The sequence below is a fragment of the Variovorax sp. SG517 genome (assembly GCF_013376045.1).
Lineage (GTDB): Bacteria > Pseudomonadota > Gammaproteobacteria > Burkholderiales > Burkholderiaceae_C > Variovorax.
The window spans coordinates 642,647-656,482 of record NZ_JABMJG010000003.1 but is presented as its reverse complement, the minus strand read 5'-3'; the positions used below and the strand labels follow the sequence as shown (position 1 = coordinate 656,482).

8 protein-coding genes are annotated in these 13,836 nt (G+C 68.4%); 2 read left to right on the top strand and 6 right to left on the bottom strand.

What is annotated here, in order from left to right:
• Nucleotides 1-78: 78 nt before the first annotated feature.
• The 3 genes from FHT32_RS12415 to FHT32_RS12405 are packed head-to-tail and all read right to left on the bottom strand — an operon-like array spanning nucleotide 79 to nucleotide 3,470.
• On the bottom strand, nucleotides 79-540 hold the full coding sequence (locus FHT32_RS12415) for a (2Fe-2S)-binding protein (RefSeq protein WP_176664921.1): 462 nt from the start codon (nucleotides 538-540) through the stop codon (nucleotides 79-81).
• 39 nt (nucleotides 541-579) lie between these two features.
• Nucleotides 580-2,850: a xanthine dehydrogenase family protein molybdopterin-binding subunit gene (locus FHT32_RS12410; RefSeq protein WP_176664920.1), complete on the bottom strand. Its 2,271-nt coding sequence runs from the start codon at nucleotides 2,848-2,850 to the stop codon at nucleotides 580-582.
• 38 nt (nucleotides 2,851-2,888) lie between these two features.
• Nucleotides 2,889-3,470, bottom strand: coding sequence for a TetR/AcrR family transcriptional regulator (locus FHT32_RS12405; protein ID WP_176664919.1), 582 nt, complete (start codon nucleotides 3,468-3,470; stop codon nucleotides 2,889-2,891).
• A 146-nt stretch (nucleotides 3,471-3,616) separates the two neighbouring features.
• On the opposite strand from FHT32_RS12405, the gene FHT32_RS12400 reads away from it, so the two are divergent.
• Both FHT32_RS12400 and FHT32_RS12395 read left to right on the top strand, forming a co-directional pair.
• Nucleotides 3,617-4,621 carry a phosphotransferase enzyme family protein gene (locus FHT32_RS12400; RefSeq protein WP_176664918.1) on the top strand — a complete coding sequence of 335 codons (1,005 nt, stop codon included), beginning with the start codon at nucleotides 3,617-3,619 and terminating at the stop codon, nucleotides 4,619-4,621.
• 88 nt (nucleotides 4,622-4,709) lie between these two features.
• Nucleotides 4,710-5,075 carry an SPW repeat protein gene (locus FHT32_RS12395; RefSeq protein WP_176664917.1) on the top strand — a complete coding sequence of 122 codons (366 nt, stop codon included), beginning with the start codon at nucleotides 4,710-4,712 and terminating at the stop codon, nucleotides 5,073-5,075.
• An 80-nt stretch (nucleotides 5,076-5,155) separates the two neighbouring features.
• Here FHT32_RS12395 and FHT32_RS12390 read toward each other — a convergent pair whose 3' ends face one another.
• From FHT32_RS12390 to FHT32_RS12380, 3 genes are all read right to left on the bottom strand, one after another.
• Nucleotides 5,156-6,673, bottom strand: coding sequence for an efflux transporter outer membrane subunit (locus FHT32_RS12390; protein ID WP_176664916.1), 1,518 nt, complete (start codon nucleotides 6,671-6,673; stop codon nucleotides 5,156-5,158).
• A 13-nt stretch (nucleotides 6,674-6,686) separates the two neighbouring features.
• The gene (locus FHT32_RS12385) at nucleotides 6,687-9,998 is read right to left on the bottom strand and encodes an efflux RND transporter permease subunit (RefSeq protein WP_176664915.1); all 3,312 of its coding nucleotides are present in this window, start codon (nucleotides 9,996-9,998) and stop codon (nucleotides 6,687-6,689) included.
• Between the two features lie 709 nt (nucleotides 9,999-10,707).
• Entirely contained in the window at nucleotides 10,708-13,827 is a 3,120-nt protein-coding gene (locus FHT32_RS12380; RefSeq protein WP_176664914.1) for an efflux RND transporter permease subunit, read from the bottom strand.
• Nucleotides 13,828-13,836: the final 9 nt, after the last annotated feature.

Below are 13,836 nucleotides of genomic sequence, written 5' to 3'. Positions count from 1 at the left end.
GTAAACAGCCACGCAGCAAAAAGCGTTACCGCGCTCTTCCCCCGGCTTTCGGCCCCATCCTGGCCAAAAACCGGCCCGTCAGCTCGCCACCGACCCGGCCGCGAGGTGGATCGCGGCCCGGATCCGCGGGTAGGTCCCGCAGCGGCAAATGTTACCGCTCATGGCGCTGGAGACGTCCTCGTCGCTGGGCTTGGGCGTCTTCCTGAGCAGCGCGCAGGCCGACATCAGCTGGCCGCTCTGGCAGTAGCCGCACTGCACCACGTCGACCTCGCTCCAGGCCCGGCGCAGGGCGTCGGCCTCCTTGCCCTTCAGCCCCTCGATGGTGGTGACCTCGCGGGCGCCCACCGCCTCGATCGGCGTGACGCAGGAGCGCACCGCCTCGCCGTCGAGGTGCACCGTGCAGGCGCCGCACAGGGCCTTGCCGCAACCGAACTTGGTGCCGACGAGCTTCATCTCGCCGCGCAGCACCCACAGCAGGGGCGTATCAGGCTCCGCATCGACGGTGGTGGTCTTGCCGTTGACGGTGATCGTGGTGGTCATGGCGTCTCTCTCTTGGATGGAAGGTACGAATGTCGGGAGTCAGACAAGCCGCAGCGGCAGGCTGCGCAGCCGCTGGCCGGTGAGCGCGAAGACTGCGTTGGCCACCGCCGGCGCGATGGGCGGCGTGCCGGGCTCGCCCACGCCGCCGGGCTCCTCGCTGCCGGCGACGATGTCGATCTCGATGACGGGGCACTCGTTCATGCGCAGCGGCATGTAGTCGTGGAAGTTGCTCTGCTGCACCTGCCCCTTTTCGACCGTGATCTCGCCGTGCAGCGCGGCCGAGAGGCCGTAGACGATGGCACCTTCCATCTGCTGGCGCACGAGGTTCGGGTTGACGGCCACGCCGCAGTCGATGACGCAAACCACGCGATGCACGCGCACCTGCTTCTCGGGCGAGACCGACACCTCGGCCACCTGCGCGACGATGCTGCCGAAGGAGCGATGGATCGCGAGGCCCCGCGCCCTCTTCGCGCCATCGGGCCCCGCTGCGGGCGGCTGGCCCCAGTTCGACAGCTCCGCCACGCGTTTCAGCACGCGCATGTGCCGCTCGTCCTTCGCGAGCAGCGCGGCGCGAAAGGCCACCGGATCCTTGCCGGCGGCGGCCGCGCATTCGTCGATGAAGCTCTCCACGAAGAAGGCGTTCTGCGAATGCGCGACGGAGCGCCACACGCCCGTGGGCATGGCCGATTCCACCGGCACGTGCGCCACGCGCGCATTGGGAAAGGCGTAGGCCGTGTTCCAGGCGCCGTCGGTGGCGGTGTCCATGAGCGAGGGCGCGCCCATGCTCGAACCGGCCGTGGTGGTCTGCCAGGCGACCAGCGCGCCGGCGGCGTCGAAGCCCGCCCTGCAGCGCGCCACGTAGGCGGGCCGATAGAAGTCGTGCGCCATGTCCTCCTCGCGCGACCAGAAGAGCTGCACCGGCGCGCCTGCGGTCTCGCGCGCCAGCGTGGCGGCCTGGGTGACGAAGTCGGTGCTGTAGCGCCGGCCGAAGCCGCCGCCGAGGTAGGTCACGTGCAGTTCGACCTTGTCCGCATCGATGCCTAGCGCCTTGGCCGCCGCGCTGCGCGTGAAGCCCGGCGCCTGCGTCGGCGCCCAGACTGTCGCCTTGCCGTCCTTGAACTGCACGGTGCAATTCATCGGCTCCATGGTCGCGTGGGCCAGGAAGGGCACGCGGTACTCGGCCTCGATGGTCTTGGCGGCCGAGCGGAACGCGGCGGCCACGTCGCCGTCGTCCAGCCGGGCGTTGCCGGGGCTGGTGCGCAGGGTCTGTGACAGGCGATCGATCATTTCCGCGCTGGAAAGACTGGCGGCCGGGCCGTGGTCCCATTCGATGACGAGTGCCTTCACCGCGCGCATCGCGTGGTACGGCGTGTCGGCGATCACGGCCACGCCGCCGGGCGTGGCGCCGGTGCCGATGAGCGTGGCGCCGACCGGCTCCAGCGCCATCACCTTGCGCACGCCGGGCAGCTTCTGCGCGGCGCTGGCGTCGAAGCTCGCCACGCGGCCGCCGGTGGTCGGGCACATCGCGATGCTCGCGTACAGCAGGCCCGGCGCAAGCACGTCGAGGCCGAAGGTGGCGGAGCCATCGAGCTTGGCCGCGCCGTCCATGCGCCGAGCGGGCTGGCCGATGAGCTTGAAGTCGGCCGGCTTCTTCAGCGCCACCTGCGCCGGCAGCGGCTGTTGCGCGGCCTTCGGCGCCAGTTCGCCGAAAGTGGCGCTCCTGCCGCTTGCCTGGTGCAGCACGCGCCCGGCCTCGGCGCGGCATTCGGCCGCCGGCACCTGCCACTGCGCGGCGGCGGCGCCCACTAGCATGACGCGCGCCGACGCGCCGGCTTCGCGCAGCGGCATCCACTGGTCGGTGATGCTCGACGATCCGCCCGTACCCGAAAGCCCCGGGATCGCGCGCAGCAGCTTGCCCATCACATGCTCGGTCGAGCGCTTCATGGCGCCCTCGTCGCCGGGCCGGAAGGGCAGCGCGTCGAGGATCGCCGCCTGGTTGTTGTAGATGGCGTCGGAGCCGGCCGTCTCCAGCCGGATCTGCTCGAGCGAGGCGCCCATCTCCTCGGCCAGAAGCATCGAAAGGCCCGTGTGCGTGCCCTGCCCCATTTCCGACTGCGACATCATCAGCGTGACCGTGTTGTCGCTGCCCACCTTGACCCAGCCGTTGAGCGCGACCTGCCCAGGGGCCGTGGGCAACGGTTGGGCGGGCACGAGCCGCGGGGCAACCGGCGTGGCCGACCAGCCGACGACGAGGGCGCCGACGGCCCCTACGGTGCCGAGGACGAAATGGCGGCGCTTGAGCTTGGGCATGGTGCGGTTTTCTTTCGTGGGAATCTGCGTGCGTGGAATCAGGCGACGACGATGCCGCGCCAGAAGGTTTCGAAGCCGGCTTCGCAGTAGTCGGCGCGCCCTTTCCTGCTCTTCGTCTGCGCGACGAAGACCATCGTGGCCTCGGCCATCGCGCCCAGCATCGCGCCGAGGAAGGGCAGCGGCTGGTCGCGGATCAGCTTCTTGCTGATGCATTCCTTGGCGAGCACCTCCAGCCGCAGGAACGGCGCCATGCCTGCGGCCTTGCTTTCGTCGCTCACCTGGTCGGACACCTTGAGCTGCGACATCACCTTGAATTTCTCCGGGTTGTCGACGCCCCAGTAGACGTAGCCATCCCAGATGTGGCGGAACTTGGTCCTGGGGTCGGCCTCCTCGGGCCAGTCGGCGAGCATGGCTTCGGCGAGTTCGGTCTTCAGCTGGCGGTAGAGCTCGTTGACCAGCACTTCCTTGTTCGCGAAGTAGGTGAAGAGCGTGCCCTCCGCCACGCCGGCCGCGCGCGAGACGGCCGAGGTGGGCGTGCTCCACGCGCCGCGCACGGCGAACTCGGCAATGGCTGCGTCGAGGATCGCGTTGCGCTTGTCTTCGCTTCTGGGTCTGGCCATGGTTCGCGGCGGCAGTCTTTATTGATTGAGTACGTACTCAATTATAGAAATGCCTCGTCAGGGCTGGCAATGGGCGTGAAACCCCGAGGCCGCAAGGCCACCGCGAGCCCTCATAATCGCGCCCTTTTTTCCGAAGGGAGCCGGGGATGAAACTGGAAATCGCGCAATCCACGCCGACCGCCGCGAGCATCGCGATGCTCGTGCAGGAACGCTACGGCCTGGGCGAGGTGGTCGAGAGCGAGTTCCTGCGGCGCAGCTTCAACCAGGTCTACCGGCTGGGCTTTGCCGAAGGGCGCCGCGTGGTGGCGCGGTTGAGCGCCGATCGACCCCGCGGCGGCCCCAACCTGCAGTTCGAGGCGGCCGCGCTCGACCACCTGGCCCGCTCGGGCTGCCGCGTCTCACGCTGCGTGCCGACCGCCGACGGCAAGATCGCCATCGAGGCGCCGCTGCCCGAAGGCCCGCGTGCGCTGATGCTGTTCGAGCACCTGTCCGGCGAATTCACCGGCGACGCCGCTCCCGACATCGAAGCCTTCGCCCGCGGACTCGCAGCCCTGCACACCGCGGGCGAAAGCTACCGGGGCCCGGCGAGCATCTACCGGCTGGACCTGGACTACCTGCTGCTACGGCCGCTGCAAGGCCTGCTGCGCGTGCCGACCATGACGCCCGAGCTGCGCCCGCAGTTCGAGGAACTCGGCGAGCGCCTGCATGCCGCCATCCTGGCGCTCGGCGAACTGAGCCAGGTGCTGTGCCACGGTGACGCGCATGGCAGCAACAACTTCATCGTCAGCACAGAGGCGCAGGGGCTGCGCGAGGCCGCGTTCTTCGACTTCGACGAGGCAGGCCCCGGCTACCTCTCCTACGAACTGGCGGTCTATCCATGGGTGCTGTATCCCCGTGCGGACGATGAGGTCCTGAGCGACAAGGCCGCGCAGCGATGGCGCCATTTCATCCGCGCCTATCGCGAGGCTCGGCCCATGTCCGAAGCCGACCTCGCCGCCATCCCCCGCTTCATGGCGGCGCGCCAGTTCTGGCTGCTGGGCGAGTACGCCGGCCGCATCCCCGTCTGGGGCTCCCAGGCCATGCCCACCGACTACCTCCGCCGCCAGGTGACCATGCTGCGCAAGTGGGAAACATTGGAGTTGCCACTCTAGGCGCCACGCCCCGCCGGCAGGAACCCCTCCCCCGCAGTGCGAGTCAAAAAACTGTCGCGGCGCCTTGTCGCGACAGGAGGCTATGACCATGAAGCAATTGAAGCATTGGCAAGACCCCGTCAACGCCGCCGCCGGCGCCTGGCTGATCGTCTCGCCCTGGGTCCTGGGCTTTTCGGGCATGACGGCCGCCATGTGGACGATGGTGGCGACGGGCATCGTGCTCGGCGCGGTGGCGCTGGGTGCGACCTTCGTGCCACGGCAGTGGGAAGAATGGACCGAGGTCGCGCTGGCGGCCTGGCTCGCGGTGTCGCCCTGGGTGCTCGGCTTCCGCGGCAACGAGACGGCGATGGTCAATGCGGTGCTCGTCGCCGCGGTGATCCTGGTGCTCGCGCTGTGGGTGCTCGTGACCGACAAGGACTACCTGGGCCACACCATCGACCGTACGGCGCATTGAACTGAGCACCGGCGCGCGCCGCCGATGGCGAGCCGGAGGACGGGCCTCATTTAGGCCCCTCCTCCACATCGATCAGCCGCTCACTGCGTGCGGGGAGCGGCGGGCTGGGTTGCTGCTGCCTGCGCACCGGCATTGCCCCCGCCCATCCACTCCGCCTGCCAGCCCCCGCCCATCGCCTGGATCAGCGCGACGGCCGTGGTCTGGCGGCTGACCTGCAGCTGCACCAGCGTGCGCCGCGCACTCAGCGCGGCCGCCTGCGCGGTGACCACGTCGGTGTAGCTCACCTGCGCGGCGCGATAGCGGTTCAGCAGTTGCTGCTCGGTCTTGTCGGCCGCGGCCGAAGCCTCACGGCGAAAGCCCTCCTGCTCGGCCAGCGCCGCGCTCGCGGTGAGTTGGTCTTCCACCGCCTGGAAGGCCGTGAGCACGGTCTGGCGGTAGCGCGCCACGCTCGACTCATAGGCGGCCTTGGCCGAATCGACGTTCGCGGCGATGGCGCCCGCGTCGAACACCACCTGCGCCACCGACAGGCCCAGCGACCACAGCGAGTTGGCGGAGCCGAACAGGTCCTTCACGCGGCTCGCGTTGCTGCCCACCGAAGCCGTGAGGCTGATGTTGGGGAAGTAGGCCGCGCGCGCGATGCCGATCTGCGCATTGGCCGCCGCCACCGAGCGCTCGGCGGCGGCGATGTCGGGCCGGCGCTGCAGCAGCGTCGAGGGCACGCCCAGCGGCACGCCGGGCACCGTGGGCGTCCATTGCGCGGCCGGCAGGCTGAAGTCGGCCGGCGCCACGCCCAGCAGCGCGGCAATCGCATGCTCATAGGTGGCCCGCGTGCGCTGCAGGCCGACGCGCTCGGCCTTGGCGTTGACGAGTTGCGTCTGCGCCTGCAGCACGTCGGTCTGCGCGGCGATGCCGGCGGCGTAGCGGTTGCTCGTGATCTCGAAGGCCCGCTGATAACCCTGGATGGTTTCGTCGAGCAGCACGATTTCCGCATCGGCCTCGCGCAGCGAGAAGTAGCTGGTGGCCAGGTCGCCAATGGCCGACAGGCGCGCGGCGGCCAGGTCGGCCTCGCTCGCCTGGGCGTTCGCCTGCGCGCTGCTCACGGCTTCGCGCAGGCGGCCCCACACGTCCGGCGTCCAGCTGGCGCCCAGCGTGGCCGAGAAGGCGTTGGCCGGGCTCGACGTGCTGCTGCCGCCCACCGTGCCCGAGCGCTTGCCGCTGCCGTCCAGCGACACCGACGGGAACAGCGCCGCCCGCTCGCCGCGCACCAGCGCCTGGGCCTGCGAGTAGTTGGCCACTGCCGCGGCGATGTTCTGGTTCGACACCTGCACGCGGCCGGCCAGTTCGTCGAGCTTGGCGTCGCCGAAGAGCTTCCACCACTCGCCGCGGTCGAGCGCATCGGCCGGCGCGGCGGGCAGCCAGCCTTCGGCCGCCTTCTGCTCCTTCCAGTTGACGGAGGCCGCGGTGGTCGGCTGCTCATAGCGCGGGCCGACCGCGCAGCCCGCGAGCACCGCGGCCACGGCAAGCGCCGAGAGCCGGAAGCGGCATGCGCGAAAGGGGCGAAAGGGGCGAAGGGAATAAGGAAAAGGCGATGCGTTCATGGCGATGTCGTTCTCAGGCTTGCGGCGCGACCTTGCTCAGTTCGTGCTCATGCTTGCCGCGGCGGCGCAGCTTGTCGAGCAGCAGGTAGACCACCGGCGTCGTCAGCAGGGTCAGCAGCTGGCTAGCGATGAGCCCGCCGATGATGGCCACGCCCAGCGGGCGGCGCAGCTCCGCGCCCTCGCCGAAGCCGATGGCCAGCGGCAGCGCGCCGAGCGCGGCCGCCATGGTCGTCATCAGGATCGGGCGGAAGCGCAGCAGGCAGGCCTCCCGCACCGCCTCCAGCGGCGTGAGCCCGCGCGAGCGCTCGGCTTCGAGCGCGAAGTCGATGATCAGGATGGCGTTCTTCTTCACGATGCCGATCAGCAGGAACACGCCGATCAGCGCGATGATGGAAAACTCCATGCGAAACATCAGCAGCGCCAGCACCGCACCCACGCCGGCCGAAGGCAGCGTCGAGAGCACCGTGATCGGGTGCACCAGGCTCTCGTACAGGATGCCCAGCACGATGTAGATCACGATCAGCGCCGCCAGGATCAGCATCGCCTGCTGCCCTTGCGACTGCTGCGCGCTCGCCGCCGTGCCGGCAAAGGAGCCGCGCACGTTGGTCGGCATCGCGATGTTGGCCTCGGCCTTGGCGATGGCCTCGCGCGCGTCGCCCAGGTTGGCGCCTTCGGCGAGGTTGAACGAGATGGTCGTGGCCAGCTCGCCGTCTTCATGGCTCACCGAGGTGGCCACCGACTGTTCCTCGAACTTCGCGACCGCCGACAGCGGCACGAGCGCCGTGGCCGTGTTGCTCAGCACGTTGCCGGTCGATGCGTTTCGCAGCGCCGCGTTGGCCGAGACCGGCACGCTGGCCGTGGAGGACGCCGAGGACGTCGACGATGAAGACGACTTCGACGCCGTCGATGACGATGACGATGACGACGAAGAAGAGCTCGACGTGCCGCTGGCCGCCACCTGCGTGGTCACGGTCTGCCCGCCCACCACCGACGTCTTGGTGGCAGGCACGTACACGTCGGCCAGCGAGTTCGGGCTGCGCGTGTAGCGCGGCGCCCACTCCATCACCACGTGGTACTGGTTCAGCTCGGTGTAGATAGTGGCCACCTGCCGCTGGCCGAAGGCGTTGTAGAGCGCGTTGTCGATGGCCGTGGAAGTCAGGCCCAGCCGGCGCGCGCTGTCGGGGTCGACCTTGGCGACCGTTTCCACGCCGTTCTGGTCCTGGTCGGTGTCGATGTCGGTCAGCACCGGCTGCGTCTTCAGTTCGTCGGACAGCTTCACGGCCCAGGTGCGCAGATCGGCGACGTTGTCGCTCTTGAGCGTGTACTGGTAGGTCGAGTTGCTGGCGCGGCCGCCGGAGCGCACGTCCTGCACGGTGCCCAGGAACACGCGCAGGCCGGTCACCTGGTTGAGCTGCGGGCGCAGCCGCGCGATCACCGCCAGACCGCTGTCCTTGCGCTGGCTGGCGGGCTTCAGGTTCACGAACATGAAGCCGCCGCCTGCCCGGCCCGCGCCGGTGAAGCCCACCACGGTGTCGACCGCCTCGTCCTTGCGGATGATGTCGACCACCTGCCGCAGCTTCTCTGCGAGCGCCTGCGACGAGATGCTCTGGTCGGCGCGCAGGCCGCCGTTGAGCTGGCCGCTGTCCTGCTGCGGGAAGAAGCCCTTGGGCGCCGCGCTGAAAAGGTACACGTTGAGCCCGACCACCGCCACCAGGATCAGCATCACCAGCGCCTTGCTGTCGAGCGCCCAGTCGAGGCTGCTCTCGTAGCGCTTGAGCACCCAGTCGTAGCTGCGCGCGGCCATGCGGCCCAGCCTGCCCTGCGGCTTGTTCCTGTCGTGCTCGCCGCCGGGCTTGAGCATCCAGGCGCACATCATCGGCGTGGTGGTCAGCGAGATCACCAGCGAGATCAGCACCGCCGCGGAGAGCGTCACCGCGAACTCGCGGAACAGCCGCCCCACCTGCCCGCCCATGAACAGCAGCGGGATGAACACCGCCACCAGCGACACGCTGATCGACAGCACCGTGAAGCCCACTTCCTTCGCGCCCAGCAGCGCCGCCTTCATGCGCGTCATGCCCGACTCGATGTGCCGGCTGGTGTTCTCCAGCACCACGATCGCGTCGTCCACCACGAAGCCGGTGGCCACCGTGAGCGCCATCAGGCTCAGGTTGTTGAGGCTGAAGCCCAGCAGGTACATCACCCCGAAGGTGCCCAGCAGCGCCGCCACCGTCGCCACCGCCGGCACGATCGTCGCTCGCACGCTGCGCAGGAACAGGCTGACCACCAGCACCACCAGGATCACGGAGATGACCAGCGTGAGCTCCACCTCCCGCAGCGAGCCGCGGATGGAATTGGTGCTGTCCGACGCCACCTGCAGCGTCACGTCCGGCGGCAGCTGCGCCTGCAGCTCGGGCAGCAGCGCGCGCACGCTGTCCACCGTCTCGATGATGTTGGCCGAAGGCTGCCGCGTGATCAGCACGATGATCGCCGGCTCGCCGTTGAAGAGGCCCAGCGTGCGCGTGTCCTCCACGCCGTCGATCACCTCCGCCACGTCTTGCAGCCGCACCGCCGCGCCGTTGCGCCAAGCGATGACCATCGACGCGTAGTCGCTGGCGCGCAGGGCCGGCGTCTGCGTATAGATCTGCAGCTTGCGCCCCTCGCCCTGCACCATGCCCTTGGGCCGGTTGGCGTTCGAGGCCTGGATGGCGGCGCGCACGTCGTCGGTGCTGATGCCGTAGCGGCTGAGCGCGAACGGCAGCAGCTCGATGCGCACGGCAGGCAGCGAGCCGCCGCCGATCTCCACGTCGCCCACGCCGTCGACCTGCGAGAGGCGCTGGCTCACGATGTTCGAGACGGCGTCGTAGATCTGGCCAGGCGTCTTCGTCTTCGACGTGAGCGCCAGGATGATCACCGGCGACGCCGCCGGGTTGGCCTTACGGTAGGTCGGGTTGCTGCGCAGCGTGGCGGGCAGGTCGATGCGGCTGGCGTTGATGGCTGCCTGCACCTCGCGGGCCGCGCCGTCGATGTTGCGGCTGAGGTCGAACTGCAGCGTGACGCGGGTGGAGCCTACCGAGCTGGTGGACGTCATTTCGTTGACGCCTGCGATGGTGCCCAGGTGGCGCTCCAGCGGGGTGGCTACGCTGGTGGCCATCGTTTCTGGGCTGGCGCCCGGGATCGCGGCTCTTACGGAGATGACTGGGTAGTCGACCTGCGGGAGGGGGGAGACTGGGAGGACGAAGAATGCGGCTATGCCGGCCAGGGCTACGCCTATGGTCAGTAGGACTGTGCCTATGGGGCGGCGGACGAAAGGTAGGGAGAGATTCATCTCGCTGCTCCTTCTGGGAGCATGCTGAGGGTTTGTTTCCCGAGGCCGGGTCTCGGCCCGGCGGCCGACCTACTTTTCTTTGCTTCGCCAAAGAAACGTAGGCAAAAGAAAGGCGACCCCACTGTCTGCGACCCCTTCGCTGCGCTACGGGGCAACCTGCGGTGCTCGCGTTTCGCGGGGTCCGCAGAACTCGCTTCGCTCAAACAGCTGCGGCCCTGATCCGCGAAACGCTCCGCTCCTCGGCGCAGCCAGAGGGGATTGAAGACCTGCGGGCCATCGCTGCGCTCGGCCACCAAGGCACAGCAAGCGCTTTGCGCTTGCTGTGCTTGGAATGAGGGAGCGACGGTGTGAGTGTCGGTGTCGGTGTCGGTGTCGGAGTCGCCGGAATCGGGCGCGCAGCCGAGCGAAGCGAAGGCCCGCGGAGGCTGTTCAGACGCCGAGCGAAGCGATGGCGCGTCCCACTCCCTTCTGGCTGTGCCGAGGAGCGCAGGCGCGGGAGGGATCAGGGCCGCAGCTGTTTGAGCGAAGCGAGTTCTGCGGACCCCCTCCTGCGCCGAGCACCGCAGGTTGCCCGTAGCGAAGCGAAGGGACACAGACAGTAGGGTCGCCTTTTCTTTGCCTACTTTCTTTTGGCGAAGCAAAAGAAAGTAGGTCGCCCGCCGGGGCGAGACCCGGCCTCGGAAAGCAAAACAACCAGAGGCGAACAAGATCAAACCGCCTCCTCCTCAACCTCAACCCGCCGCGAGCTCCCCCCACCCAACCGATCAAACGCCAGATAAATAACAGGCGTAGTGAACAGAGTAAGCAGCTGACTGACGATCAACCCCCCAAAAATCGCCAACCCCAAAGGCCTACGCAACTCAGCCCCATCCCCAAAACTCAACATCAACGGCACAGCAGCAAACAAAGCCGCCAACGTAGTCATCAAGATAGGCCGAAACCGCAACAGAGCAGCCTGGTGAATCGCCTCCCGAGGAGACTTCCCCTGAGTCCTCTCGGCATCGATGGCGAAGTCGATCATCATGATCGCGTTCTTCTTCACGATGCCGATCAGCAGGATGATCCCGATGATCCCGATCACCCCCAGGTCGTTGCCGGTGATCATCAGCGCCAGCAGCGCGCCCACGCCCGCCGAGGGCAGCGTGGACAGGATCGTCAGCGGATGCACGTAGCTCTCGTACAGCACGCCCAGCACGATGTACACGCAGACGACCGCCGCAAGAATCAGCCACAGCTGGTTGGACAGCGACTTCTCATAGGCGCCGGAAGCGCCCAGGAAGGTCATGGTCAGGCTGCTGGGCAGGCCGATTTCCTTGGCAGCGGCGCGAATGGCGTCGACCGATGCGCCGAGCGAGACGCCGGGCGCTGTGTCGAAGTTCAGCGTGCTCGCCGGGTACTGCGCCACGTGCGTGATCTGCAGCGGCGCCTGCTGCTCGGAGATCTGCGCGATGGCCGACAGCGGCGTGGCCGTGCCCGAGCCCGCGATCAGGCTCAGCTGCCCCAGCGTCTGCGGCGTGTTCACCATGCCGGGCTGGGCTTCGAGGATCACGCGGTACTGGTTGGTCTCGGTGAAGATGGTCGAGACGATGCGCTGGCCGAAGGCGCTGTAGAGCGCGTCGTCCACCGTGCTCGCAGTGATCGACAGCCGCGCCGCGGTGTCGCGGTTCACGTTCACGAAGGCGGCGAGGCCCTGCGCACCGGCGTCGCTGCTCACGTTGCGCACCTTGCTCGACTCCTGCAGCTTGGCCACGAGCTTCTTCATCCACTCGGTGACGGCTGCACTGTCGACGCCTTCGAGCGACATGCGGTACTCGGTGGGGCCGGTCTCGGCGTCGATGGTCAGGTCCTGCGTCGGCTGCAGGTAGAGGGTGACGCCCGCCACCTGCCGCACGCGCTCGCGCAGGCGGTCCATCACTTCCTGCCGGCTGTCGCGGCTCTTCGCCAGGTTGATGAGCATGCTGCCGGTGTGCAGCATGGTGTTGTTGGCGGCATCGACGCCGACAAAAGAACTGAGGTTCTCGACCGCCGGGTCTTCGAGGATGGCCTGGGCCGCCTGCTTCTGCAGCTGCGACATGCGCTCGAACGAGACGTCCTGCGCGGCCTGCACGCGGGCCTGCAGCTGGCCGGTGTCCTGCGTGGGGAACAGGCCCTTCGGGATCGAAAGGTAGAGCACCACCGTCAGCACCAGCGTCAGCAGCGCGACCAGCAGCGTGAGCGCCTGGTGCTCGATCACCCAGTGCAGCGAGCGGTCGTACCGCACCATCACGCCGCCGAAGAAGCGCTGGGCGCGCGCGCCGAAGCCCTTGTTCGAGGGCTCCTTCTTCTCCTCGTGCTTGAGCCATCGCGCCGACATCATCGGCACCAGCGTGAGCGACACCACGGCGGAGATCAGGATGGTGATGGCCAGCGTCACCGCGAACTCGCGGAACAGGCGGCCCACCACGTCGCCCATGAACAGCAGCGGGATCAGCACCGCAATGAGCGACACGGTCAGCGAGATGATGGTGAAGCCGATCTGCGTGGCGCCCTTGAACGCGGCCTGCAGGGGCTTCTCGCCCTCCTCGATGTATCGCGCGATGTTCTCGATCATCACGATCGCGTCGTCCACCACGAAGCCGGTGGCGATGGTCAGCGCCATCAGGCTGAGGTTGTTGAGGCTGTAGCCCAGCAGGTACATCAGCCCGAAGGTGCCGATCAGCGAGATGGGCACCGCGATGCTGGCGATGACGGTGGCGCGCAGGCTGCCCAGGAAGGCGAAGATCACCAGCACCACGAGCACCACGGCCAGCACCAGCTCCATCTCGACGTGCTGCACCGAGGCGCGGATGCCGGCCGTGCGGTCGCTGAGCACCTCGATCTTCAGTCCGGCGGGCAGGCCGGCCTGCAGCTCGGGCAACTGCCGCTTGATGGCGTCGACGGTGGCGATCACGTTGGCGCCGGGCTGGCGCTGCACGTTCATGATGATCGCGGGCGAGAGCCTGGTCGTGCCGTCGGCCTTGTTGCCGGCCCAGGCGGCGAGCTGGTTGTTCTCGGCGCTGCTGACCACCTGCGCCACGTCGACCATGCGGATCGGCGCGCCGTTCTTGTACGAGACGATCAGGTTCTTGTAGTCGTCGACCGTCATCAGCTGGTCGTTCGAATTGATCGTGTAGGCGCGCTTGGGCCCGTCGAAGCTGCCCTTGGCGCCGTTGGAGTTGGCCGCCGAGATGGCCGTGCGCAGCGTGTCCAGCCCGATGCCGTTGGCCGCCAGCGCCTGGGTGTTGGCCTGGATGCGCATGGCCGGGCGCTGCCCGCCGCTGAGCGACACAAGCCCCACGCCCGAGACCTGGCTGATCTTCTGCGCGAGCCGGGTGTTGACCAGGTTCTGCACGTCGGTGAGCGGCAGCGTGTCGGAGGTGATGGACAGCGTGAGCACCGGCGCGTCGGCCGGGTTGACCTTGGCGTACACCGGTGGCGCCGGCAGGTCGGCCGGCAGCAGCGAGCCGCCGGCGTTGATGGCGGCCTGCACTTCCTGCTCGGCCACGTCCAGCGTCTGGCCGAGCGAGAACTGCAGCGTGATGATCGACACGCCCGCGGCGCTGGTCGAGCTCATGCGGTCGAGCCCCGACATCTGGCCGAACTGCCGTTCCAGCGGCGCGGTGACGGTGTTGCTCATCACCTCGGGGCTGGCCCCGGGGTAGAGCGTCTGCACCTGGATGGTCGGGTAGTCGACCTGCGGCAGCGCCGACAGCGGCAGGAAGCGAAACGCCACCAGGCCGGCCAGCACGATGGCGACCATCAGCAGCGAGGTCGCCACCGGCCGGAGGATGAACGGACGGGACGGACTCACCGGGAAGCC